Genomic DNA, 24,006 nt, shown 5'->3' on the forward strand with positions numbered 1-24,006 from the left:
TGCGCGACACCCGTCAGTGCTCGGGTGTTCGCATCATTTCCTCGTCCAGGAACTTGCTGATGGCTTGGAGCGCCTTCGGCGAGATGTCGCCGAGTGTGCGGGCAGCGTAGGACTTCACCTTCGCTGCACGCATCGAACGCACGAGGTCGAGTTGGGCGGAGACCTTCTCCGGGGTTGCCACGCCGCTCTCCCCCGCAAGAAAGGCAGCATCAACGTCGAAGAAGTCCGCGAGTCCCTCGAAGATTGCGGTGTCTTGAACGTATCGGTGGCCGTTGACCATGTACGTCCATCGAGATCGAGACAGGCTGATGCCACGTTGTCTCAGATACTCCGCGATCTGCGAGTAGGTCGGTTCGGAGCCGGACTCGGCGACAGCGACATCCATCAGAAGTCGCAGGCGTTTGGCGAGGTCGTCAGCCGCAGCCTGACTTTCGTCTTCAGTCATCGTCGCTGACCCCCCTTCCCTTCGGGAGGGCCAAGGCATCGACGTAGCCCAGGCCCAAGGGTAGTTGTGCATGCTCAATCTACCCGTTGAGCATGCACAAATCAACTGTTGCGCATGCTCAACGTGCGGTGTTAGAACGGAATCTCGGGAGAGTTTTGAGCATGCTCAACGCGGCTATCCGGTGAGCGGGAGGTTCCATGAACGCAGCGCGACCCCGCAGCCTGCCTGCGTTGCCCGCCGGACGGCGACCGTCTCTTGGGAACCCCGGCGCACCTGATCGACAAGAGCCGCACAGCTCACGACCAGGCCAGAGGAGGTGCCGAGATGACGATGCCGGAAGCCTCGCGCGGAGAGCGCCAGTCGCTGGATGCCGCCGCCCTGCTCGCCTCGCTCACCGGGCTGTCGCCGAGCGCCGCAGCGTGTCGCTACGCCGAGGCAGGCATCCCGGTCTTTCCCTGCGTCGCAGGAGGCAAGCGCCCGCTGACCAAGCGGGGATTCCACGAGGCGAGCACCGAACCACGCCAGGTCGCTCGCTGGTGGGCGCGGTGGCCGCGCGCCAACATCGGGATGCCGACGGGCCAGCTCTCCGGGCTGGAGGTCGTGGATGTCGACGTGCACGGGGCGATCCGCGGCTTCGCAGCGTTCGAGCTGGCCCGGCGCGAGGGGCTGACGGATCGCTGGGCCGCGTTCATTCGCACGCCCTCGGGCGGAGTCCATGCCTACTACCCGGCCGATCCCGAGCTGGCGCAGCCGTCCTGGCAGGTGGCGCGTGCTGGCATCGACTTCCGAGGATCGGGCGGCTACGTCATCGTGCCGCCCTCGATCATCGCCACCGATGCGGGGCAGAGTGCGTATGCCCTCATCGGCTCCGGGCGAGGCGATGCGGTTCCCATCGATGCCCGCGCGCTGCGGCAGTTTCTCGATCCGCGATCGGCGCGCCCGATGCCCGTCATCCCTGTCGAGCGAACAGACGGCGTTGACGTGGAGCGGATCGCCCGCTGGGTCGGGATGCGCGGCGAGGGCGAGCGCAACCGCGGCCTGTTCTGGGCCTCGTGTCGGCTCATCGAGGCGGGCATCCCGCCCGACCGCGTGCGTGCCGCGCTGGTGCCGGCTGCCGAGCGCGCAGGCTTGCCCGCGCCGGAGATCGAGACGACGATCCGCTCGGCGCACCGCGTAGCGAGGGGCGCACCGTCTGCGCCCGCCGCCAGTTCCATGCCCAGCCATGCAGCTCAGCCTTCATCGGGTCAGGTGCTCTCGTGATCCCCGGCAACACGCAACAGCCGCGCGGGCGGATCGCCGTGTGGACGGCGGTGGCTGGGACCGTATTCATCGCCGCAGCCGCCTTCTGGCTGTCGTTCACGGCGCTCGCCGACCTCGCGCGACGTTCCGGCGTCGATGAGAGCCAGGCGTGGGCGTGGCCGCTCATCGTGGACGGCATCATCGTCGTCGCCACGGTGTCCGTCGTCGCGCTCGCGGGGCAGCGTGCCGCCTGGTATCCGTGGCTGCTGCTCATGGCTGGTGCCGCGGTCTCGGTCGCAGCCAACGCGATCCACGCGGTCGTCGCCGCAGACGCCGACGTTCCTTCTGCGCTCGCGGGATCGGTTGCCGCGGTTCCGCCGCTCGTGCTGCTGGCGATCACGCACCTGACGGTGGTGCTCACCCGACGGTTCCGTGCAGAGCCGTCGACCCAGACGACCGAGTTGGTGCCGAGCGCGGTCGAGTACCTGTCGCCGGAAGCGCCTGCGCACCTTGCTCCTAGAGAACTCGCTCTGCGGATGAAGGAGGACGGCATGACGAATACCGCCATCGCTCGTGCGACCGGGGTGCATCCGTCCACGGTCGGTCGTTGGCTGGCGACGCCCGCGCTCGCCGCCGCATCGGAAGGAGGCGCGCTGTGAACGACGAGCTGCCAGAAGACGAGCATGCCCGTCGGCTTGCCGATGTCCTCCACACACTGAAGCCGACTCCCAGCGAGGCTGCTGAGATCTCCGAGCTGGCGCGCCACACCGACCCGTGGCTCGCCGCGCAGACGTGGCGCGGCGGCCACCCACTCCTGGAGCGCCTGAGCGCAGAGCACGACCGCAGCCAGGTGGTGTGGGTGCGCCCGACCGAGCTACTCCCGTCCGCTTCGGCCCGCATGATCGGGCGCGGCATCGACCTGCGCACCGAGCTGGCACGCCGCGTCGAGGAACGTCGGCAGACCTCGCCGCAGGCAACTCCGATGACCCGGCCAGGCATCCGGGCGCGTGCCCAGGGCATCGCGCCGCTCTCCGCGTTCGGGCAGTCGCCCGCACACCAGTCCCCTGTCAGCCGCGACCCGCTCCGACGCCTGTGAGCACACCATGTCTGCCCCGCCCGCTCCACCGTCGTTCCGCACCCCGGAGGGATTACGCGCGCTCCTGGAACGTCTGCACGACGATGGGAAAGGCGCGTGGCAGCGCGACGTGGATGTCGCGGCGCTCATGGATTACACGGCGGGTCGGTACGCGAGCCTCGCGCGAAAGCACGGCCTCGACCCGTGGGAAGCGGCGAGCGCCGCGTTCGACGCGATGCGCACCCCGGCCGTGCGCAACGCGGAAGATCCGTGGGCCGTCGTCACCCGTGCTGTGCAGGTCACACTGATCGCTGAGGAACGAGGCAACGGACTGCTGTGCTCGACGCATCAGGCACGCAGGCCGCAATACAGCGGTTTCCACGACCCGGAGCGGTTCAGCGACCGGGAGAACCCGCTCACCGCCTACCACGAAGCGTTGCAGGTCGCGCCCGCGGGTGAGGACGAGAACGAATCGGACGACGAGGCATCTGGCGTCGTCCGTGCAGTCGAGGACGCGATCAAGCTACTGACGCTGCTCGACTGGCCGGAGCAGACGGCGCGCGCAGCCATCGAGCACATCTGCACTCGACTCGGCGACGCGCCGTCGCGGGCGAGCGCAGCGGAGTCGCTTCGGCGAGACCCACACGCTCGGGCCGTGCTCGATCTGTCGTCGACGAGCTGGAACGCGCTGCTCCGTGCGATCCTCGGCAACCCCGATCCCGATCAGGCCCGCACCGCCGTCGGCCGCGGCGTGCTGTACCGCCTTCTTGTCGGCGAACCCCTGCGCGCGCTGCTCACCGATGACGACCTCGTGCTGCTGCTCGGCCTGAACGCGCCCACTCTGGCGGGGGCGAGGTGAGCGCATGGCGGCGAGCACCGGGCACATCGAGCTGGAGCGCACCATCGACTCCATCGTCGTCGGCAGCCGTCATCGCGTGGAACTGGGCGACATCGACGCACTCGCAGCATCCATCGAACGTGACGGACTGCTCCAGCCCCCGACCGTGACGCCGGAGGGGGTGCTCGTATGCGGCGCTCGCCGCATTGCCGCGCTGCGCAAGCTCGGCTACAAGAAGGTCAACGTGTTCGTGCGCTCCGGGATCAGCGACCGGCTCCAGAGGCTCATGGCTGAGCAGGCCGACAACGTGCTGCACAAGCCGTTCACGCAGACCGAGGCCGCGGCGCTGTACCGCGAGCTGAAGACGCTCATGGCCGAGGATGCCGCCCGTCGTCAGGCGGCGACGCAGTTCGGTGCGGGCTGGAAAATCGCCGGAACGAGCGGTGGTGCCGTCACGGCACCACCGCTGATCGGCGCTCCGGGCAAGTCCCGTGCGCAGGCCGCGCTCATGGTCACCGGGCGCAAGTCGTACACGAGCCTGGAGCAGATCAACGATCTCCAGCGGATCGCGAACGACCCCCGCCAGCCGGAGGATGTGCGCAGCTTCGCCCGCTCCGAACTCGACGCCATCGACCGGGGCGCGTCGATCACCACGGCGCACGCCCGCACCATCGCCATGCTCGCGATCCCGCAGGATGAGCCCGAGCCGCCCGGCGAGCTGGAGCTGCTCGCTCAAGAGGCGCTGGAGCGCGCGAAGCAAGGACGCAAGCGAGGCCCGGCTCCCGCGCCAGCGACAAGCCCCGTGCCGGTTCGCTACCCGGTGCGGGCGTTCACGCTCACCTGGAACGACCTCGATCAGTGGTGGTCGCACTACGACCCCGCCGAGGTCGGCACCGCACTGAGCGACGAACAGTGGGAGCACGTCGAGGCGATCCTCGACGCCACCGTCCGCTTCTTCGACGCGGCCCGAGCCGCCCGCGCCGCCCGCCAACGTCGCGCCAAGGAGAGTGCCTGATGCCGCAGACTCGCTTCCCTCGTCGCCTCATGATCCTCCTGATCGTCGGTGCCGCCGTGCTTGCCGTCCTCGTCGGAGTCGGGCTCTACGGGTTGCTGCTCGCACCTCGATCCGAGCCTTCGCCGGGCGGCAGCTCCACGAGCGGCCCATCAGGCGCTTCCACCAACGCACCGTTCCCGACATCGAGCGCGCCGCCCGCCGTCCGTGAGTCCGACGACCCCGAGACGTTCGCGCGAGCCCTCGCCATCGCGCTGTTCACATGGGACACCGCGACCGAGTTCGGGCCGACCGACTACGCGCAGGCCATCGTGGATGTGGGCGACCCCTCCGGCAATGAGACCGCCGGACTCGCCTCTGACGTGCGCACCTATCTCCCGACCGCGGACGCCTGGGCGCAGCTCCGCACGATGCAGACCCGCCAATGGCTCGACATCAACGACGTGTTGGTGCCGGACGAGTGGGCGACGGCGCTGGAGCAGGCAGCCGAGGGACAGATCCTTCCGGGCACCGTCGCCTACACGATCACCGGCATACGACAACGTGAGGGCGTCCACGGCATCGAGCCCGTGACCAGCTCCCACGAGGTCGCGTTCACCGTCTTCATCACCTGCGAGCCGACCTTCGATACCTGCCGCGCGCTTCGCATCTCCGAGCTTGACAACCCCCTGCGTTGATCGGCACCCGCATGAAGAAGCTCGTTGTGGTCATCGCCACCCTCGTCGCAGTGCTCCCCATGAGCCTGGTCGGCGTGGGTCTGCTCGTGTCGCCCGCTGTATTCGCCGCATGTCTCTCGTCAAGCTCCCTCGTTGTCGGGCCGATCCCGGAGTCGCTCACAGCCACGACGCGCGCGGGCGAGACCGTGACCCTCAACCACGAGCAGCTAACCCATGCAGCCACCATCATCACGGTCGGCGCGCAGACCGAGGGCGTTGGTCGCGCTGGCATCGTCATCGCGCTCATGGCCGCACTCACCGAGTCGCGGCTACGGATGCTCGCAAACTCGGCTGCGATACCAGAGTCGAACGATTTCCCGAACGACGGAGAGGGCAGCGATCACGACTCTCTTGGTCTATTCCAAATGCGGCCGAGCGCAGGATGGGGCACCGTCGCAGAGCTGATGAACGCGACCTACCAATCGCGCGCCTTCTACGGAGGTTCGAGCGGGCCGAACTACCCATCACCGCGCGGACTGCTCGACATACCCGACTGGCAGCACCTCGACCCTGGCGAGGCAGCGCAAGCGGTCGAGGTCTCGGCATATCCCGACCGCTACCAGAACTACCAGCCGGTCGCCGAGGCGATCCTCGCTGCACTCACGCGCCGCGCCGAAACCACGCCGGGCGGTACGCCGCTCGGCAACGTACCCGAGACGACCGCCATCGTCTTCCCGCTGCCGAGCGGGACGTGGGTGAACACCAGCGACTTCGGGTGGCGCGAAGACCCCTTCACTGGTGAGCGAGCGTTCCACTCGGGAACGGACTGGGCTGCCGACGACGGCACGCCGATCCTCGCGCTCGCCGATGGCGTGGTCAGCTTCGCCGGGCCGTCGGGCGGCTACGGCAACCTCATCATCATCGAGCACACCATCGATGGACAGCGCATCGCCTCCGCCTACGCCCACATGTGGCAGAGCGGCGTCCTCGTCAGCGTCGGGGATCGCGTCGTTGCAGGGCAGCACGTCGGCAACGTCGGTTCGGCGGGCAGGTCGACCGGAGCCCATCTGCATTTCGAGATCCGGCCAGGCGGCTCGAACGCAGCGGCCGTCGATGCCGAGCCGTGGCTTGCCGCCCACGGAGTGCAGAACCTCGATGCCGCAAGCACCGCGGCGCTCTGCTCAGCAGAGATGGCCGCGTGACATGGACATATTCCCCGACTTCGGAGCCGTCGGCGGTCAGGCAGAACTGCGCGCCATCGTTGGCGCGCTGCTGACCATCGTGCTCATCCTCGCCGTGCTCATGCTCGTCATCTGCGCCGCAGTGTGGGCGATCTCGTCGGCGAACGGCAACATCACTTCGGCTGTCCGCGCGCGCACCGGATTCCTCGTCTCCGTCGGAGCTGCCGCACTCGCCGGCCTCGGCGTCACCTGGGTCAACTTCCTGCTCGGAGTCGGCGCGGGCATCTGAGGCGTCGTGCTGTCACCACTCGTGCGCTCGCCGCGCCACGAGCCGCAGCCCGATCACGTTCGTGCGCTGGATATAATCGCGCGCATGGGGAGCAACGCGTGATCCCGCCCTTCGAAGACGGGACCTGGTACCTCCCACAGGGGTTGCACACGGCGACGCTCGAAGAGATCGACGAACGCTTTGTCGCCGCCGCACCATTCATTGATCGGCGTCGCGTCGTCTTCGACGCATTCCAGCTCTGGCATGGGATCGTGAGCGGGATCGTGCCCGGCGCTCGCTTCTGGGTCGACGGCGGATTCATCACTCACAAGCCCTGGGCGGCTCCGTCGGACGTCGATGTTACGGTCATGCTCAGGCCGGACGAACTCAACAACCTTCCTGACGACGAGCAGCAGCACCTGGACCAGATGTTCACCAAACCTGGCCCGCCGCGTCAACAGCCCATGTCGGGGCTCGTCGACGCGTTCCTGTGCCTGCGTGGAGACGTGGACAGGACTCTTTACTGGCGGGAGCATTGGTCCACGGTGCTCGGCGAGAACCGGACGAAGTTAAACGGCACACAAAAGGGCTTCGTGGAGGTGAGGTCATGACGCTTTCGAACCAGGCACTCGATCAGTTCCGCGACGCCTGGCACGCCGCCGAAGGCGAGGACTTCGCCAGCCGCCTGCAGCGTCAATCCCTCGAAGCAATAGCATCCGAGAACGATGCACTGCGCCCGGTTCTCTTCGAGCTTACGAACCGTGCGCAGTCCGAGCTTGACCTGCATCTCGACGGCGAGACAGTGCACAATCATGAGGCAAACGCGGAGTCCTTCGCTTCCCTCGTGCGTGGTCTGGCCGATGCGACGAAGGAAGTCGCGAAGCACCTACTTGGACGCCAACGGCGCGCGTCAACGCTGCGAGTCCTCGCGCCGAGTCCTGGCTCCGTGCGTGTAGTCCTGAAGGCCGCGCCACCCGAGGAAGCACCAGGAAAGACCGCGCAGAACACTCGCACGCCCTCGGTCGACTCGACGTCCCTGGACACCGTAGCGGTGCTGCTTTCGCGCGCTCAACACGAAGGGGCAAGCCTCACCGACGACGTTCTGTCCGGGCTGGCTGCCGACCTGCCTCAGAAGGCGCACGCCGGACTGAAACGAGTTGCACGGGCAATCGACGAACAGAATTGGGATATCGCAGGTGAGTTGCGATCTCAGCATGGATTCCAACCGCTGCATGTCAGCCCATTAGGTGCCAAGGCACTGCTCCGAGTCCTCGACGAGCGCCAGGAGAGCAGCGATGTCGTGCGCCTCGATGGAGTCATCGACGGGCAACGCCGATCAGTTGGCGCTTTGTGGTTCACCCCCGACGGCGCAGCAGCGATCGAAGCCGCGGTTCCTAGCCCAGAGCTGATGGAGCAGGTCGTGCAGCATGATGCTGCGAACGCGCGCGTTCGCGCAGTGTTCGATGTCGTCACGATCGTAGGCAAGGGTGCGAACGCACGCCGACGCCAGGTCTACACCCTGCGCTCCATTGAGCCCTTGCCAGAAGCACCGACGCTGATCTGACGACGCATCGCGCCAAGGCGGGAGCATCCGAGCTGGCGTAGGGTTCGCCGCACGGCAACCAGCACTCTTCAGCGACGCTTGCGCGGCTTCGAGGGCCGCTCCAGCGGCGAGCCGTGGCCGACGACGTGCCACCAGCCGCAGTAGTGGCACTGCACGGCTTCTGCGCCCTTCGCTACGCGCGCCGCGACGGTCGCAGCCTCCAGCCGAGTCTCAATCGGAGGGCGCTTTGTCGGGCAACGAACTCCTCGCATAGCCACGACGGTAACCCTGACCTCCGACGTTCCTCGGGACGCCGTGCGCACCTGATGGACGAGACCCGCCCGTCCATTCCAAGGAGCACACAGTGATCGACATCGACCCCAATACCGACGGGTTGCCCGGCATCGAACAGCTCCGCGTCATCGTCGGCGCGGCCATGACGGTGGGGCTCATCCTCGCTGTCCTCGCCCTCATCATCTCGGCCGTGGTCTGGGGCTACGGGGCGAACAGCTCGAATCCGCACCTCGCCAGCCGGGGCAAGGTCGGCGTACTCGTCTCGTGCGGCGCGGCGATCATCTGCGGTGCGTCGGTGACGCTCGTGAACTTCTTTTGGAGCGTCGGCCAGTCGGTCTGACTCCACGACCGAGTTGAGATGGCTGAGCCGATGAGTATCTGTGATGTGCCCGTCATCGCCTCGGTGTGCGATGCCGTGGGTGAGGGAACTGCGTCGCTCATCTCCGCGCCGTTCGACTGGCTCGCGCAGGCAATGGGGCAGGCCGCCGCCTGGCTGTTCGAAAGCGTGTGGGCGGTGTTCGACTCGACAACGCTCGTCGACGTCACTGGAAGCCAGTACGTCTCGGTCTACAACGTGCTGTTCGGGGTGGCGATCTTCGTCATGCTCGTCTTCTTCTGCCTCCAACTCATCACCGGGCTCGTGCATCGAGATCCGATGGCACTGTCGCGCGCGGGCGTGGGACTCGCCAAGTCGGTGCTCGGATCGTTCGTCGCCATCACCCTCACCGCGACCCTGTTGGAGGTCACCGATCAACTCACCATCGGCATCGTGCAGGCGACTGGCAACACGATGGAAGGCATCGGCGACCGCATGGCCCTGCTCGCCGCTGGGCTGACGACGATCAACATCGCCTCGCCCGGCGTCGGTGCGATCATCACGATCTTCCTTGCCGGGCTCGGCATCGCGGGTGCGGGCATCGTGTGGTTCACGCTGCTCATCCGTAAGGCGCTGCTACTGGTCGCCATTGTCTTCGCGCCCATCGCACTCGCCGGGTTCACCTGGGATGCTGCAAAGGGTTGGTTCGGACGCTGGGCGGCGTTTGTCGTGGCGCTCATCTTCTCGAAGCTCGTCATCGTCGTCGTGTTCCTCGTCGCCATTGGGCAGATCAGCGCGCCCATCGACCTCGACCTCGCCTCGATCAGTGACCCGATCTCGGGCGTCGTGCTGATGTTCATCGCCGCGTTCGCGCCCTACCTGACGTACAAGTTCATCTCGTTCGTGGGCTTCGACATGTACCACGCGATGTCGAGCGAGCAGGAAGCGAAGTCGGCGCTCAACCGACCCGTCCCGCTACCGGTCAAGGCTCAGCCGAACGCGGCAAAGTCCGTCCTCGGAGGGCAAAGCGGCGCGAGAGGCGGGACTCCTCCCGCGCCGAGCACAGCTCCCGCTGCAAGTGGCGCAGCAGGCGGCGCTGCGGGCGCAGGTGGCGGGGCGGCCGCTTCCGGTGGCGGGGCTGCGGCCTCGGGGGGCGCGGCAGGTACCGGGGCAGCAGCGGCCGGACCTGCGGCCGCAGCCGTCGTCGGGGCGCAGGTTGTCAAGGCGGCGGCGACAACTGGGCCGAAAGTCGGTGCCGCAGTCGGCGGCGCAGCAGCCGGGCACGCAGAGACATCAACGCCGCCGATACCCGTGGCACCGAGGAAGGGGTAGAACATGGCCACCCGGCACCCTCCGGCTCCCGAGCAGCAGCTCTCCCCCGTGCAGTTCTCGCGCCTCGCGCACCGTGGCATCCTGCTCGGACTGTCGATCTCGCAGTTGATCGTGCTGGGCATTGGCGTGGTCACGGTCGTCGCCACGATCTACACGGGCGGTGGCATGGGGCTGGTCTGGACATCCCCGATCTGGCTCAGCTGTCTGCTGCTCGCGATCGTCCCCGTGGGCGGGCGCAAGCTCGTGGACTGGCTGCCCATCGTGTCGCGCTGGATGTGGCGGAGCACCGCTGGGCAGTTGATCTTCCGCCGCCGCGTCATCAAGCCGCGTCCCGTCGGCACGCTCGCGCTCCCCGGCGATGCGACCGCGCTGCGTGAATGGGTCGATCCCGAGACGGGCACGGCGATGGTGCACGACCCCCACGCTCAGACCCTGACCGCGGTGCTGGGGGTGACGCACCCGGCGTTCGTGCTGCTCGATCCGGGCGAGCAGGAGCGGCGGATCAACGGCTGGGGTCGGGTGCTCGCTACTGCGTGCCGCTCAGGCCGGATCGCCCGGCTCCAGGTCTGCGAGCGGACGCTGCCGGACTCAGGCACGGGGCTCGCCGAATGGTGGGCCAGGCACGGCACCGACGATGAATCCTGGCCTGCGACCACCTACCGGGAGCTGATCGAGCGTGCTGGGCCGACCGGCGAGCGCCATGCGACGACCATCTCGATTGCGCTCGATATGAACGCCTCGGGACGACAGATCCGCTCAGCGGGCGGCGGCATCCGTGGAGCTGCCGCCGTGCTGCGTCAGGAGATGACCACGCTCGTCACGGCGCTGCGAGCTGCGGACCTCGCCACGACCGGCTGGCTCGCGCCCGGCGAAGTCGCTGTCATCCTGCGCTCCGCTTACGACCCGGCTGCTGCGCCCGCGCTGGAGCGGCACGCCGACATCGGGCGTTCCCTCGCCACCGCGGGACCAATCGCGGTGACCGAGAGCTGGGATCGCGTGCGCACCGACTCCGCGCACCACACCGTGCTTTGGCTCTCCGAGTGGCCGCGCTCGCAGGTGTTCCCCGGATTCCTCGCCCCGTTGCTACTCACCTCCGGCGTGCAGCGGTCGTTCTCGCTCATCTGCACGCCAGTTCGCGCCGACATCGCGGCCCGCGACCTGCGGAAGAAGAAGGTCGGCCTGCTCTCCGACGCGACGCAGCGCGCGAAGATCGGCCAGGTCGAGGACGCCGCGCGCACGGCCGAGTACCAGGACGTGCTCCAGCAAGAGTCCGACCTCACCGCTGGGCATGGCGTGCTTCGCTACACCGGCCTCATCTCCGTCTCCGCGCCCACGGTCGATGAGCTGGATGCCGCCGTCGCCGCTATCGAGCAAGCCGCCGTGCAGGCGTCCTGCGAGACGCGCCGCCTCGTCGGCCAGCAGGCCACCGCATTCGCCGCCGCCGCGCTCCCGCTCTGTCGGGACGTGTGACAAACCCAGCCCTCGACCCCGGAAGGAGTGGCCATGCCGATCTTCAGCAATCCCGTGCAGGACGCCACGGAGACCCGCCAGGCGGTGCGGGCGCTCGCTCATGCGAGCCGCGCCTTCGCCGACCCCGCGGACACCTATCAGGTGGTCGGCGAGCTGCTGGGGACGCTGCGCTCCCTGGAGCAAGTGCTGGAGCAGGTCGCGGCGGCGCACGTTCGGCACCACGACAAGGCGTTTCTCGACAATGGCGACCACGAGGCTGGGGTTGATGAGGCTTGGGCCGCCGCCAACGCCCTTCGCAAGGCCGCAGAACTCGTCCAGTTGGCCGAGACTGCCGTCGATCAGGCGACGCAGCATTCGAGCTACATAGCCTGGCACCCGGCACCTGTCGCCAGCCGACCTGAGCTGGACCCGTTCTCACGCGATCCGTTCGAGGCCCACTTCGTCAGTTCGCCAAAGGGGCTGTCGCTATGAGTCCCGACGACCGCGAGCGCCTGCACACCGCGGTCCTGCTCGACCCAGCGGGCGAGCGCCGTGCCGCTCGGAAGGCGCGACGGCGAGCGGCGAACAAGATCGAGACCGCCGACCGCAAGGCGCAGCAGGATCTGGCGCGCGCGGCGTGGGAGGCCGAACGCGAGGCGCGGCGGGCGACGACCTACCTGCCACCGTCCGGCGAGACGAGGCCCGCTGCACTCCGCACACCGGGCCGATTCCGGCTGCCGCGTCACCAGGACACGAGCGCGACGCTGGCCGGGGCGTATCCGTTCCTCGCCGAGGGCGGACTGGGCTCTGCCGGGTTGTTCGTCGGCCAGGATCTCTACAGCGGGGCATCGTTCGTCTATGACCCCTGGGTGCTCTACGCGCAGGGCCTCATCACCGCACCGAACATCGTCCTCGCGGGGATCGTCGGCTCCGGCAAGTCCTCGCTCGCCAAGAGCCTTTACACGCGCTCCATCCCATTCGGTCGGCGGGTATATGTCCCCGGCGATCCGAAAGGCGAGCACACGGCTGTCGCTGAAGCAGTCGGCGGACGGGCGATCGTGCTGGGGCACGGGATGTCTACGCGGCTGAATCCGCTCGATGAAGGGCATCGGCCTTCGGGCCTCAGCGATGCCGAGTGGCAAAGCCAGGTCACCTCCCGGCGACGCGACCTCATCGGCGCACTCGCCGAGACCGTCCTCGACCGCGGCCTCACCCCGCTGGAGCACACCGCCGTCGACTTCGCGCTCACCGATGCGGTGCGCTCGGCCGAGGTGCCGATCCTTCCGATGGTGGTCGACCGCATCCTCGCCCCGCAGCCCAAGGACGACGACGGCAGGCTCGCCGAGGACGGCCGACTCGTCGGACACGCGCTGCGGAGGCTCGTGGCCGGGGACCTGGCGGGGCTGTTCGACGGCCCGAGCACCGTGCGCTTCGACCCGTCACTGCCGATGGTGTCGCTCGACCTGTCGCGGGTGGCAGAGAACTCGACGCTCATCTCCGTGCTCATGACGTGTTCCTCGGCGTGGATGGAGTCGGCGCTTCTCGACCCGGCAGGCGGCCCGAGGTGGGTCGTGTATGACGAGGCGTGGCGGCTCATGTCACATCCGGCGCTGCTGCGCCGGATGGACGCACAGTGGCGGCTCGCGCGGCACTATGGCATCGCCAACCTGCTCATCTTCCACAAGCTCAGCGACCTCGACAACGTAGGCGACCAGGGCTCGGCGATGCGCGCGCTCGCCTCGTCCCTGCTCGCCAACGCCGAGACACGGGTGATCTACCGGCAGGAGAGCGATCAGCTCGGAGCTACCGCGCAGGCCCTCGGACTCACCGGAACGGAGCAGGGATTGCTACCCGGTCTCGGCACCGGACAGGGGCTCTGGAGGATCAAGAACCGCTCGTTCGTCGTCCAGCATCAGCTCCACCCTGCCGAACTTGCGATGTACGAGACAGGGCAGAAGGCAAGAGGAAAGACCTAGATGTTCCCGCGATTTGACGGCTTGGCGGGAACAATGAAGGTCCCCGACCTCAAGCGCCCATGCGGGGGTCGAAGTTCGCGGAACCTGCACGTTCTCGCTGGTGAGGTTGCAGGCAGTGTCCGAAATAGCTTGGACAGCATCGCATGATGGATGGCATTCGGTGAACATGCGAGCAAGCAGGCGCGTCAGTGCGTCATGGACTCAGCCCGGAGGTCTCCGATCGGTCGCCTGAGAGCCGCAATGCCACCCAGAGGCCGCATCGGCGGCAGATGAAGGCGTTGTCGTGCGCCAGGGCGTGGAGCTTGCGTCGCGGGAGTTCTCGCCCGCAGCATGAGCAACTGTGCTGCATGGTCGGTGTCGTCATACTTAGCCTGGTTGCCCTCGGATGCCTCAGATGTAGCTGCAGATGTCCTGTGCGGTGCACCTGGCCGGGTCGCCGGTTTCGGTGGTATCGCGGACTTCGGCGACCGTGGCACGGAGGGCCGTGAGTTCGGCGATCTTCTGGTCGATGTCGGTCAACTGCTTGTTCAGGATGTCGCGGACGTGGGTGCACGGTGCGGCGCCGGCGTCGCGCACCTTCAGGATGTCGCCAATCTGGGACAGCGTCAGGCCCGTGGCCCGACCGCGCCGGATGAAATCGAGCCGCGGCACGATGTCAGCGCTGTAGTCGCGGTACCCATTCCCCGCACGGCTGGGGACTGGGAGCAGCCCACGGTCTTCGTAGAACCGCAGGGTCTTGCTCGTCATCCCGGCCGCTGTGGCCGCCTCACCGATCAGCACGGTACACCTCCGTCGCCGGGGTAGCCTCCGGCATCCCTTGACCTTCCAGCGTAGTGGAAGGTGCAGGCTGAGGCCATGGAAGATCCGACCTCCTTCGACCTGGCCGTCATCGGTTCCGGTGCCGGCTCGTTCGCTGCGGCGATCCGGGCCAGCCAGTTGGGCAAGCGGGTGGTGATGGTCGAGCGAGGCGTCATCGGCGGCACCTGCGTGAACACCGGCTGTGTGCCGTCCAAAGCGCTGCTGGCGGCGGCCGACGCCCGGCACGTTGCCCTAAATTCTGGACGGTTCCCGGGCATCTCCGCATCGACCGGGCGGGTGGACATGCCCGCGCTGATCGAGGGCAAACGCGCCCTGGTCGAGGGCATGCGTGCGGAGAAGTACGAGGATCTGATCGCCTCCTACGGTTGGGACCTGCGAGCCGGAACGGCCGCATTCGCCGGTACCACGGCGGACCCGAGGTTGGAGATCACCGCAGCGGACGGGACGCGGAGCACGGTCGGTGCAGCGCACTACTTGATCGCCACCGGCTCCACCCCAACCATCCCGGCGGTCGACGGGTTGGCCGGTGTCGACTACCTGACCTCAACTTCAGCGATGGAGTTGGAGGCGGTTCCCGAGTCGTTGCTGGTGCTCGGCGGCGGCTACGTGGCGATGGAGCAAGCGCAGTTGTTCGCCCGGCTGGGTTCCCGGGTCACCATGCTGGTCCGATCCCGGCTGGCGTCCCGCGAGGAACCCGAGGCGTCCAAGGCCATGATGGGGATCTTCGCCGACGAGGGCATCCGGGTGGTCCGCCGCGCGAACCTCGACACGGTCCGCACCGACAAGAACACCGGCGACATCATCGCGACGGCCACCGTATCCGGTGGAGCAGAAGAGTTCCGTGCCAGCCGGATCCTGATCGCCACGGGTCGGCAGGCGGTGACCGAAGGACTGAACCTCGCAGCGCTCGGGATCCAGACCGGCCCTTCGGGCGAGGTCATGGTCGACGGTCGGCTCGCGACATCCAACCCGCGGATCTGGGCGGCCGGCGATGTCACCGGGCATCCGCAGTTCGTCTACGTCGCCGCCTCTAACGGGTCCCTGGTCGCGGAGAACGCCTTCACCGGCACCAACCGGGAGGTCGACTACCGGCACCTGCCGCGGGTCACCTTCACCAGTCCCGCTCTCGCCGCCGTCGGGATGACCGAGCAGCAAGTGGTCGCTGCCGGTATCCGCTGCCAGTGCCGGGTACTGCCCCTGGACTACGTTTCCCGGGCCATCGTCAACCGCGACCTGCGCGGTGTGATCAAGGTCGTGCAGAACGCCGACACCGGCCAGATCCTCGGAATCACAGCCGTCGCCGCCGACGCCGGCGACCTCGCCGCAGCCGGTGTGTACATCCTCGAAGCGGCCATGACCACCGACCAAGTCGCCCACCTGTGGAGCCCTTACCTGACGATGGCCGAGGGCATCAAAATCGCCTGCCAAGCCTTCACCGCCGACGTCTCCAAACTCTCCTGCTGCGCCTTCTGAGCGCATCACCAGATCCATCTGAAAGGAAAAGAGAATGACCAACGAACCCGCCGCGATCACCGACCGCCTCGCCACTGCTGAGACCGGGCTGGAAATCTGGCTCTGGCTCCCCCTTCTGAAGCTCCTCGCCGAAGGCGAACCTGTCACCATCGCCGATCTGGCGACCGCCACGGGGCGGACCGCCGACGAAGTGCAGGCCGCGCTCGCCGCGGTTCCCGACACCGAATACGACGACGAAGGCCAGATCATCGGTCAAGGTCTGACCCTTCGCCCGACCCGCCACCACTTCGAAATCGGCGGGGAGCAGCTCTACACCTGGTGCGCGCTGGACACCCTAATCTTCCCGCAGCTGCTCGACCGACCCGGTCGGATCGAATCCTCACAACGCGAGGGCAGCACGCCGGTTCGGATCAGCGTCGACGCCACCGGCGTCACCAGCGTCGAACCGCGCACCGCGGTCGTCTCGCTCGTCAACCCGGAAGACCTCAGCCAGATCCGCTCCGCGTTCTGCAACCAGGTCCACTACTTCGCCTCACCCGACGAAGCCGCACCATGGCTCGAACGCCACCCCGAGGCCACCACCATCCCCGTTGCCGCAGCTTTCGAACTCGCCACCGCACTCGTCGAGTCGATGCACCTCGACCCCGCCACCGTGTCCCCTGACCGATCCGGGCTGAATGGCGCCGTCTGCTGCTGATCGCGGTGGGCGCGTTCGCGATGTCTGCCGTGTGGCGCGCTGGTCCCTCACCCTCCCAGCCTTCCAATAGGTCACCGTTCGCTGTATAGTCACTCCATGCTGACTCTTGCTTCGCGGGTGGACGTGATGAACCGGCTCGGCCGGGCCATGGCCGACCCGACCCGCTCCCGCATCCTGCTGTCGCTGCTGGAGCAGCCCGGTTACCCGGCGAAGCTCGCTCGCGACCTGGACCTGACCCGCACCAACGTCTCGAACCACCTGGCCTGTCTGCGCGGCTGCGGGATCGTCGTCGCTGAGCCCGAGGGCCGGCAGACCCGGTATGAAATCGCCGACCCGCACCTGACCGCGGCCCTGACCGCCCTGGTCGATGTCACGCTCGCCGTCGACGAGAGCGCGCCGTGCCTGGACCCGGGCTGCACAGTCCTCGGCTGCTGCGACACCGAGGCCACCGCCGGATGAGCGCAGCGACGCTGACCGACGAGCGCCGCGCCCGGCTGCACGGTCGGGTGAAGTTCATCGTCTTCTTCACGATCACCTGGAACGTCATCGAGGCGATCATCGCCCTCTCCGCCGGCGCGCTCGCCTCCTCGGCCGCGCTGATCGGGTTCGGGCTGGACTCGGTGATCGAGGTCGCCTCCGCTGCCGCGATCGCCTGGCAGTTCACCCGCAAGGATCCCGAGCTGTGGGAGAAGGCCACCGTCCGGATCATCGGGGTCGCGTTCTTCGCCCTCGCCGCCTACATCACCGTCGACGCTATCCTCGCCTTCACCGGGGTCCGCGAGCCGGAGCACAGCCCGGTCGGCATCGGCATCGCGGTCGCGAGCCTGATCGTGATGCCCGGCCTGGCCTGGTTCGAGTTCCGCACCGGCCGCGAGCTCGGCTCCAAGAGCGTGCAGGCCGACGCCAAGCAGCTCCTGCTGTGCATCTACCTCTCCGGCACCGTCCTCATCGGCCTGCTGCTGAACAGCTTGTTCGAGTGGGCGTGGGCGGACTCCGTCGCCGCGCTCGTCGTCGCGGTCCTCGCGATCCGGGAAGGCATCGAAGCATGGCGCGGCGACATCGAATCCCCCTTGGAAGTCCTCGAAGACCTCGACCACGAGGAGGCCACCCCATGACGCACGTCGGCCCGCTGAACGGCCCACCGATCGCCTGCACCCTCGCCCCGGCTGCCGGCAAAGCGCAGGTGGAGAAGTGGCGAGCGTTCGACGAGGACTACGCGCTCGAGACCGAGCGCACCGACGCTCGCCTGACCATCCACTACGCCAAGGTCGACGACTCCACCCGACGGCTCCGAGAGCTCGTCGCGGCTGACAGCACCTGCTGCGCCTTCGTCGACTGGAGTATCGACGAGACCCACGCCCACCTTCGACTCATCGTCACTGGCACGCCGGAACAGATCGCAGCGCTAAACGTCGGGTAGCCGGGTGCGGGCGTGCCTGAATGGTGCGAGTTCAGGAGCGGTGAATGAACGCCAATATTCCTGAACCAACTGGCACGATTCCAAGGATTCGCTGAGATTCGTCAACGCGCCAGCACACCGGGCGCACCTAGTGTGCATGAGCCATCCCCGACGAGACCACTCGCGCGAACTCACGGCAGTTGGGACAGCGTGAGATGGCCATCACACTTGCCCGGCGACGCCTCGCACGCCAAGAGAGCGCAGAACGGGAGGTCTCTGCGAACGTGCCGCCTGTGCTGCCGGTCGTGACGATGACGGTGCAGCCGGACGCGACGCTCCGCGTCGCAGTCGACGGGGAGCCGTTCGGCGCGCCGACGTTCGCCCCGCCGTGGCACCGGCACTCATTCGCGCAGATCATCAGCGAGGTCGTCGAACAGCGCCACTCGCCCGTGCGCATCGTGGTCCACGAACTCGACGGGAGGGTCTACACGGACATCGTGACGGCTCCGCTTCATCCCACATTCCTCAGCTCATCCCTTCCCGAGTCGCCGGCCCCGGTCGACCAGACTAGCCCTGCGCCAGATACAACCGAACCAGCGCACCCTCTCCCATGCCAGAACGGCGAGGGCTACGTGCCTGGTGAGGAGGTCGCGGTCGCCGTCATCGTCCGGCACACCGGGGCTGACAGCGAGGGCACAGCACGGGCGATCGTCGAGCCGAGTCTGCTCGATCTGAGTCCCACGCACGAGGTCATCCTGCTGGGCCGCGTCTCGGGCACCTGCATCGTCGGACACCCGGCATGACCAGCTCATCACCGCGAGCCGGGGCGTTCGGCGACGAACTGACGAACCTCGCCCTCGGCGCGCTCGTCGGTGCGATGCTGCTGGCCGGTGCGCTCCGCTTCGCCGGGAGCATCGCTGCGTTCGTCACGGGCGCGCCCCAGCCCGCGGCGGGTCTCGAAGCGGGAGTCGGAGTGGTCTTCCACGCCGACGACCCCGGCTCGGCACTCGGCTCCGCGTCGCTCAGCCCCGTCGCCTATTGGATCACCGCCGCACTCCTGCTCGCCGCCATCGGTACCGCGGCGTGGTTCATCTGGCGATGGGTGCGCGAGCTGGGCAAGCGGACCAAGGCCGACCCGAACCGGATCGAGGGAATCGCCGACGCGCGCGACGTGCAGCGCGCCGCATCCGAACGCGACCTTCTGCGTCGCGCGACGACGCTGCGCCCCTCGCTCCCCGAGCCGAAGCCCGAGGAGGTCGGCTACCTCCTTGGAACCTCGCGCGGCAAGCGCGTGTGGACATCCGTCGAGGACTCGATCCTGCTGATCGGCCCGCCGAGATCCGGCAAGGGCGCGAACATTGTCATCAACACCATCCTCGACGCGCCCGGTGCGGTCATCACGACCTCGACCCGGCCAGACAACCTCACGGCGACGCTCCGCGCCCGCCAGTCGCACGGCGGCCCAGTCTCCGTGTTCGATCCCCAGCACCTCGCCGAGGGCGTGCCCGCGGGTCTGCGGTGGTCACCGATCCGCGGGTGCGAGGTGCCCCTGACCGCGATGATCCGCGGCACAGGTCTCGCCGCGGGAACCGGGCTCTCCGGCCCCTCTGTCGAGAACGGCGGATTCTGGGAAGGCAAGACGCGCACGGCGCTACAGGCGCTTCTGCACGCCGCGGCGCTCGATCACCGGCAACCCGCCGAGCTATTCCGCTGGACGCTCGACCCTGCGGCTGCGGCGGATGCCGTCTCCATTCTCGCGTCGCACCCCCACGCCGCGACCGGATGGGCCGAGTCGCTCGACGGGATGCTGCAATCCGACCCTCGCACCCGCGACTCCATTTGGCAGGGCGTCTCGCTCTCCCTCGCCTCGCTCGCCGACCCACGGGTGCTGGAGGCGGTCAGCCCCAGCGAGGACGAGCAGTTCGACCCCGAGGCGTTCCTGCGCGGGTCCGGCACGCTTTACCTGCTGGCGACAGGAGCCGGAGCGGGGGCGTCCTCGTCGCTCGTCGCGGCGTTCATCGAAGACCTCGTAGAGACGGCTCGGCGCATCGCCGCGCGCTCGCCGGGCGCGCGGCTCGATCCGCCTGTGCTGCTCGCGCTCGACGAGATCGGGAACCTCGCGCCTCTGCCTTCGCTTCCGGTCCTCATGGCGGAGGGCGGCGGCACCGGGCTCACGGTGATGCCCGTGTTCCAGTCGCTCGCCCAGGCGCGAGGTCGTTGGGGCGACGACGCCGCGACCGCGATGTGGGATGCGAGCATCACCAAGATCGTCCTCGGCGGCGGGACGGACACACGGCACCTCCAGGACATCTCCACACTGATCGGCGAACGCGACGAGACGACTGACTCCGTGACCATCGGGGAGCGCGGCTTGCGCTCGAACCAACGCTCGATCCGCCGCGTCCCGATCATGAAGGTCGAAGACATCCGCACCCTGCCCCAGGGCACCTCGCTCGTGTTGCTGCGCTCCGCGCCGCCGATCATCACGACCATGCGTTACTGGCTCCATCGGCCGGAAGCCGAGACGCTGCTCGCCCAGCGCGCCGAGGTCGAGGCGATCATGCGGCCGGGCACCGCAGGGATAGGTGAGGCAACAGTCACCGACGACTGACTGTGAGGAGGCTAGATCGGCCAGTCTTTGTGCAGCTGCGAGCCGATACCAAGCGAACTCAGGTCCGCGGTAACGGCAAGCCACAAGTCATTGAAGATCTGGTCGGCGTCGCCCGTCCAGTCGTTTGGAATCGGGGTCGGCGAATCGACGGTATACGAGACGACGTATCCCGGAGCCGAGGAGTCATCCCAAGACAGCGAGACGTTGAGCCTCGCGTTCTCCAGTTTCACGTCGTCATCACCGTCGCCGAATCTGTCGGCGACGTACTCATAGTCGTATGAGAACTGGTAGGAGTCATCCTGCTTCATCGAACGCAGGTACTCGTCCTCATCCTCGAACTCTTCGCCGGTCGAGTTGTTCACGAACGACACTGGACGACCTACCTCTCGCGTTTGTAGGGACCGCTCAGAAATGTCCATCTTCGCAGCGGCAGGACGCGGAAGTGACAGGCGGAATGTCCTCGAAAGCCGCCGCGAGCATGCTTCTAGATGTCTTTCGGAGTCGATCTGTGCTCGTCGGGCTGATGACTCGACCTTCTGCCCTTCGACTGCGAGACGTAGAGGAGTATGCCGAGGGCGACGCCGACACCGAGGATGACGTCGGCAAGGTTGCCGATGAACAGGTTGCCGTAGGCGAGGAAGTCGGTGACGTGGCCGCGACCGAATCCGGGTGGGGCGAGCAGGCGGTCCAGGAGGTTGCCGACCGCGCCGCCCCATAGCAGGCCAATCGCGACCGCCCACCCGGCGGTGCGGGCGCGCGTGGCGGCGATGAGCAGAGCCACGGATGCCGCGGCCGCGATGATGGTGAGCAGCCAGGTTGAGCCGGATCCGAGGGACATGACGGTGCCGGGGTTGAACGCGAGCTGCAAGCCGAGCCAGTCTCCGAGGAGTGGGATGCGGGCTTGTTCGCTGAGCCGTGAAAGGGCGAGTGCTTTGGTTCCCTGGTCGATCAGCACCGCCCCGGCAGCGACGGCGCACGCGATCAGGAATAGACGTGGTCGGACGCGCGAGCCAATAGGGCCGGCGGAATTCATTTTCACGGCATCCGCCCTTCCCTGCGCGAGGCCGTGAACGAGACCGGTCATGCCTTCGTGCGCCGCGCCGCGCGGAGCCCGTTGAGGATCACAATGACCTCCGCGACTTCGTGCACCAGCACCACGGCGGCGAGGCCCAGAATGCCGGTGATCGCCAGCGGCAGCAGGATTGCGATGATCGCGATGGACAGCACAACGTTCTGGTTGATGATGCTGCGGCCGCGACGGGCGTGAGCGAGAGCCTGCGGGATGAGACGCAGGTCGTGGCCGGTGAACGCGACGTCGGCGGACTCGATCGCAGCATCCGCGCCCTTGGCCCCCATCGCGATCCCCAGGTCCGCGGCCGCGAGAGCGGGGGCGTCGTTGATGCCGTCCCCGATCATCGCGGTGGGCTGCGACTTCGACATTTCCGCGACAGCGGCGGCCTTGTCCTCGGGACGCAGTTCGGCGCGCACGTCGCTGATGCCGGCCTGTACGGCGAGGGCCGCGGCGGTGCGGGCATTGTCGCCGGTGAGCATCGTCACCCCGATCCCGCGCCGGTTCAGCGTGGCGATGACCTCAGGAACCTCAGGACGCAGCTCGTCCCGCACCCCGATCGCGCCGACTGGCTGGTCGTTGCGGTGGATGATGACAACGGTCATCCCCTCGGACTCCATCGCCTGCACTTCGTCGGCCAGCGTGCCAGCGTCTAGCCAACGTGGACTCCCTACGGCGAGACGAGCTCCGTCGAGGGTGCCGACAATGCCGTGGCCGGCGGTCTCGCGGACGTCTGTAGCGGCCGGAGCGCCGGGAACCGCGTTGGTGATCGCTGCGGCGAGGGGATGCGTGCTGTGGCCTTCCAGGCTCGCTGCCCATGCCAGCACACCATCCTGGGTCGCGCCGGTGGTGACGACATGGGTAACAGTGGGCTTGTTGCGGGTCAGAGTGCCGGTCTTGTCGACGGCGAGGTGGCGGATGCCACCGAATCGCTCGAACGCGGCACCGGACTTCACAACCACACCGAACTTTGACGCGGCGCCGATGGCAGATACGACGGTGACCGGGACAGCGATCGCCAGAGCACACGGCGACGCTGCGACCAGCACGACCAGAGCACGGGTGATCCACACCCCGGGGTCGCCGCTCAGCAGCGACCCGAGCACGCCGACCAGCACGGCGAGGATCATCACGCCGGGAACGAGGGGGCGGGCGATGCGGTCGGCCAGGCGGGCGCGGTCGCCCTTCTCGGCCTGCGCCTGCTCGACCAGTTCCACAATCGTGGTGAGCGAGTTGTCGGTGCCAGCGGCGGTGGCCTCGACCTCGAGGACGCCGGTGGTGTTGATCGACCCGGCCGACACGTCAATGCCGGGCTCGACCTCGACCGGGATCGACTCGCCTGTGATCGCGGACGTGTCCAGGCTGCTCCGCCCGGCACGCACGATGCCGTCTGTCGCGATCCGTTCGCCCGGCCGGACAACGAGCACATCGCCGACACGCAGCTCCTTCGCCTCCACCTCCGTGGTGGCGTCGCCGCCCTTGACGAGTGCGGTGTCGGGCACGAGCTTCAACAGTGCCCGCAGCCCTGCGCGGGCGCGGTCCATGGCCTTGTCTTCCAGCGCCTCCGCGATGGAGTACAAGAACGCGAGTGCGGCGGCCTCCTCGACGTAGCCGAGGATCACCGCCCCGGTGGCGCTGATCGTCATGAGCAGGCCGATACCGAGCTTGCCCTTGGTGAACAGTTTGCGCAGCGCGCCCGGCACGAACGTGTACGCGCCCAGCAGCAGACCGATCCAGAACAACACCAGACCCGCGGTCTCCGCGCCGGTCCACTCGCACACCAGACCGGCGGCGAACGCGACGCCGGAGGCGATCGGGATCAGAACGCTCGGGCTCCGATACCACGGCCGGTGATCGTCATCATCGTCGTCGAGGTCGACGTGTTCGGCTTGCGAGCCCGTGACCGCGCTCACGCCCGAACCTCCCCCGCCACGCAGCCCTCGACCCCGCAGTCCGGGTCCATGCATGGCACGCTCTCGTCGACCGCGAGCGTCACATCAACCAGCGCCGTCAGCGCGCGCGCGAGGTGCGGGTCTGCGACCTCGTACCGGGTCTGCCGGCCCTCGGGCTCAGCCACCACGATCCCGCACCCGCGCAGACACGTCAGATGGTTCGACACGTTCGAGCGGGACAGCCCCAAATCACGAGACAGCACCGCCGGATAACTCGGGCCGGTCAAGAGGGTCAGGAGGATCCGAGAGCGGGTCGGGTCGGCCATAGCTCGGCCGAGCCGGTTCATCACATCGAGTCGATCGGCAATAGTCATCACATGCTGACTATACATCAGTGGCTGTACTCGGTCTCGCGCTTGCAC

General features: G+C 67.8%; 28 protein-coding genes. 22 read left to right on the top strand and 6 right to left on the bottom strand.

Annotated features, from left to right (window positions below; all coding sequences use genetic code 11):
* Window positions 1-13: 13 nt before the first annotated feature.
* Window positions 14-445 (bottom strand): hypothetical protein, encoded by a 432-nt coding sequence (locus tag LL239_RS07840; RefSeq protein ID WP_100810653.1) that lies wholly within the window; start codon window positions 443-445, stop codon window positions 14-16.
* A 324-nt stretch (window positions 446-769) separates the two neighbouring features.
* On the opposite strand from LL239_RS07840, the gene LL239_RS07845 reads away from it, so the two are divergent.
* The 15 genes from LL239_RS07845 (at window position 770) to LL239_RS07915 (ending at window position 13,624) form a co-directional block, all read left to right on the top strand.
* Window positions 770-1,705 (top strand): bifunctional DNA primase/polymerase, encoded by a 936-nt coding sequence (locus tag LL239_RS07845; RefSeq protein ID WP_228162887.1) that lies wholly within the window; start codon window positions 770-772, stop codon window positions 1,703-1,705.
* Entirely contained in the window at window positions 1,702-2,343 is a 642-nt protein-coding gene (locus tag LL239_RS07850) for a DUF2637 domain-containing protein (protein WP_228162888.1), read from the top strand. Before LL239_RS07845 ends, LL239_RS07850 begins: the two co-directional genes overlap by 4 nt.
* On the top strand, window positions 2,340-2,780 hold the full coding sequence (locus LL239_RS07855; RefSeq protein WP_228162889.1) for a hypothetical protein: 441 nt from the start codon (window positions 2,340-2,342) through the stop codon (window positions 2,778-2,780). Before LL239_RS07850 ends, LL239_RS07855 begins: the two co-directional genes overlap by 4 nt.
* A 7-nt stretch (window positions 2,781-2,787) precedes the next feature.
* On the top strand, window positions 2,788-3,618 hold the full coding sequence (locus tag LL239_RS07860; RefSeq protein WP_228162890.1) for a hypothetical protein: 831 nt from the start codon (window positions 2,788-2,790) through the stop codon (window positions 3,616-3,618).
* Window positions 3,619-3,622: 4 nt separating this feature from the next.
* Complete coding sequence (locus tag LL239_RS07865; protein WP_228162891.1) at window positions 3,623-4,612, top strand: ParB N-terminal domain-containing protein; 990 nt, start codon at window positions 3,623-3,625, stop codon at window positions 4,610-4,612.
* On the top strand, window positions 4,612-5,286 hold the full coding sequence (locus LL239_RS07870; RefSeq protein ID WP_228162892.1) for a hypothetical protein: 675 nt from the start codon (window positions 4,612-4,614) through the stop codon (window positions 5,284-5,286). The genes LL239_RS07865 and LL239_RS07870 overlap by 1 nt, the downstream gene beginning before the upstream one ends.
* A gap of 185 nt (window positions 5,287-5,471) precedes the next feature.
* Window positions 5,472-6,467, top strand: coding sequence for a M23 family metallopeptidase (locus tag LL239_RS07875; RefSeq protein ID WP_228162893.1), 996 nt, complete (start codon window positions 5,472-5,474; stop codon window positions 6,465-6,467).
* A 1-nt stretch (window position 6,468) separates the two neighbouring features.
* Window positions 6,469-6,735 (top strand): DUF6112 family protein, encoded by a 267-nt coding sequence (locus LL239_RS07880; protein ID WP_228162894.1) that lies wholly within the window; start codon window positions 6,469-6,471, stop codon window positions 6,733-6,735.
* Between the two features lie 98 nt (window positions 6,736-6,833).
* Entirely contained in the window at window positions 6,834-7,325 is a 492-nt protein-coding gene (locus LL239_RS07885; RefSeq protein WP_228162895.1) for a DUF6932 family protein, read from the top strand.
* Entirely contained in the window at window positions 7,322-8,278 is a 957-nt protein-coding gene (locus LL239_RS07890) for a hypothetical protein (protein ID WP_228162896.1), read from the top strand. The genes LL239_RS07885 and LL239_RS07890 overlap by 4 nt, the downstream gene beginning before the upstream one ends.
* A gap of 343 nt (window positions 8,279-8,621) precedes the next feature.
* Window positions 8,622-8,891 carry a DUF6112 family protein gene (locus LL239_RS07895; protein ID WP_228162897.1) on the top strand — a complete coding sequence of 90 codons (270 nt, stop codon included), beginning with the start codon at window positions 8,622-8,624 and terminating at the stop codon, window positions 8,889-8,891.
* A gap of 30 nt (window positions 8,892-8,921) precedes the next feature.
* The gene (locus LL239_RS07900) at window positions 8,922-10,199 is read left to right on the top strand and encodes a conjugal transfer protein TrbL (protein WP_228162898.1); all 1,278 of its coding nucleotides are present in this window, start codon (window positions 8,922-8,924) and stop codon (window positions 10,197-10,199) included.
* Window positions 10,200-10,202: 3 nt separating this feature from the next.
* A complete protein-coding gene (locus LL239_RS07905; protein WP_228162899.1) occupies window positions 10,203-11,669 on the top strand; it encodes an SCO6880 family protein in 1,467 nt (488 codons plus the stop codon).
* Between the two features lie 33 nt (window positions 11,670-11,702).
* On the top strand, window positions 11,703-12,140 hold the full coding sequence (locus tag LL239_RS07910) for a hypothetical protein (RefSeq protein WP_228162900.1): 438 nt from the start codon (window positions 11,703-11,705) through the stop codon (window positions 12,138-12,140).
* Entirely contained in the window at window positions 12,137-13,624 is a 1,488-nt protein-coding gene (locus LL239_RS07915) for an ATP-binding protein (RefSeq protein ID WP_228162901.1), read from the top strand. Before LL239_RS07910 ends, LL239_RS07915 begins: the two co-directional genes overlap by 4 nt.
* A gap of 390 nt (window positions 13,625-14,014) precedes the next feature.
* Here the strand turns inward: LL239_RS07915 and LL239_RS07920 are convergent, their stop codons facing one another.
* Window positions 14,015-14,404: a heavy metal-responsive transcriptional regulator gene (locus LL239_RS07920; RefSeq protein ID WP_045246594.1), complete on the bottom strand. Its 390-nt coding sequence runs from the start codon at window positions 14,402-14,404 to the stop codon at window positions 14,015-14,017.
* 75 nt (window positions 14,405-14,479) lie between these two features.
* On the opposite strand from LL239_RS07920, the gene merA reads away from it, so the two are divergent.
* The 7 genes from merA (at window position 14,480) to LL239_RS07955 (ending at window position 20,623) form a co-directional block, all read left to right on the top strand.
* Window positions 14,480-15,916 (top strand): mercury(II) reductase, encoded by a 1,437-nt coding sequence (gene merA / locus LL239_RS07925; RefSeq protein WP_045246603.1) that lies wholly within the window; start codon window positions 14,480-14,482, stop codon window positions 15,914-15,916.
* A gap of 34 nt (window positions 15,917-15,950) precedes the next feature.
* Window positions 15,951-16,613 carry an organomercurial lyase MerB gene (merB, locus tag LL239_RS07930; RefSeq protein ID WP_045246593.1) on the top strand — a complete coding sequence of 221 codons (663 nt, stop codon included), beginning with the start codon at window positions 15,951-15,953 and terminating at the stop codon, window positions 16,611-16,613.
* A 96-nt stretch (window positions 16,614-16,709) separates the two neighbouring features.
* A complete protein-coding gene (gene cmtR / locus LL239_RS07935) occupies window positions 16,710-17,072 on the top strand; it encodes a Cd(II)/Pb(II)-sensing metalloregulatory transcriptional regulator CmtR (RefSeq protein ID WP_045246592.1) in 363 nt (120 codons plus the stop codon).
* Window positions 17,069-17,728 carry a cation transporter gene (locus LL239_RS07940; protein WP_228162902.1) on the top strand — a complete coding sequence of 220 codons (660 nt, stop codon included), beginning with the start codon at window positions 17,069-17,071 and terminating at the stop codon, window positions 17,726-17,728. Before cmtR (LL239_RS07935) ends, LL239_RS07940 begins: the two co-directional genes overlap by 4 nt.
* Entirely contained in the window at window positions 17,725-18,033 is a 309-nt protein-coding gene (locus LL239_RS07945; RefSeq protein WP_045246590.1) for a hypothetical protein, read from the top strand. The genes LL239_RS07940 and LL239_RS07945 overlap by 4 nt, the downstream gene beginning before the upstream one ends.
* Window positions 18,034-18,305: 272 nt before the next feature.
* On the top strand, window positions 18,306-18,815 hold the full coding sequence (locus LL239_RS07950; RefSeq protein WP_052671989.1) for a hypothetical protein: 510 nt from the start codon (window positions 18,306-18,308) through the stop codon (window positions 18,813-18,815).
* Window positions 18,812-20,623, top strand: a complete 1,812-nt coding sequence (locus LL239_RS07955; protein ID WP_228162903.1) for a type IV secretory system conjugative DNA transfer family protein — start codon at window positions 18,812-18,814, stop codon at window positions 20,621-20,623. The genes LL239_RS07950 and LL239_RS07955 overlap by 4 nt, the downstream gene beginning before the upstream one ends.
* Before the next feature lie 11 nt (window positions 20,624-20,634).
* Here the strand turns inward: LL239_RS07955 and LL239_RS07960 are convergent, their stop codons facing one another.
* The 4 genes from LL239_RS07960 to cmtR (LL239_RS07975) form a co-directional block, all read right to left on the bottom strand.
* Entirely contained in the window at window positions 20,635-20,985 is a 351-nt protein-coding gene (locus LL239_RS07960; RefSeq protein WP_228162904.1) for a hypothetical protein, read from the bottom strand.
* A gap of 122 nt (window positions 20,986-21,107) precedes the next feature.
* On the bottom strand, window positions 21,108-21,656 hold the full coding sequence (locus tag LL239_RS07965; protein ID WP_102209671.1) for a signal peptidase II: 549 nt from the start codon (window positions 21,654-21,656) through the stop codon (window positions 21,108-21,110).
* A 47-nt stretch (window positions 21,657-21,703) separates the two neighbouring features.
* A complete protein-coding gene (locus LL239_RS07970; RefSeq protein WP_228162905.1) occupies window positions 21,704-23,605 on the bottom strand; it encodes a heavy metal translocating P-type ATPase in 1,902 nt (633 codons plus the stop codon).
* Complete coding sequence (cmtR, locus tag LL239_RS07975) at window positions 23,602-23,961, bottom strand: Cd(II)/Pb(II)-sensing metalloregulatory transcriptional regulator CmtR (RefSeq protein WP_228162999.1); 360 nt, start codon at window positions 23,959-23,961, stop codon at window positions 23,602-23,604. The genes LL239_RS07970 and cmtR (LL239_RS07975) overlap by 4 nt, the downstream gene beginning before the upstream one ends.
* Window positions 23,962-24,006 lie beyond the last annotated feature (45 nt).

This window comes from Microbacterium testaceum, assembly GCF_020781835.1.
GTDB lineage: Bacteria > Actinomycetota > Actinomycetes > Actinomycetales > Microbacteriaceae > Microbacterium > Microbacterium testaceum_H.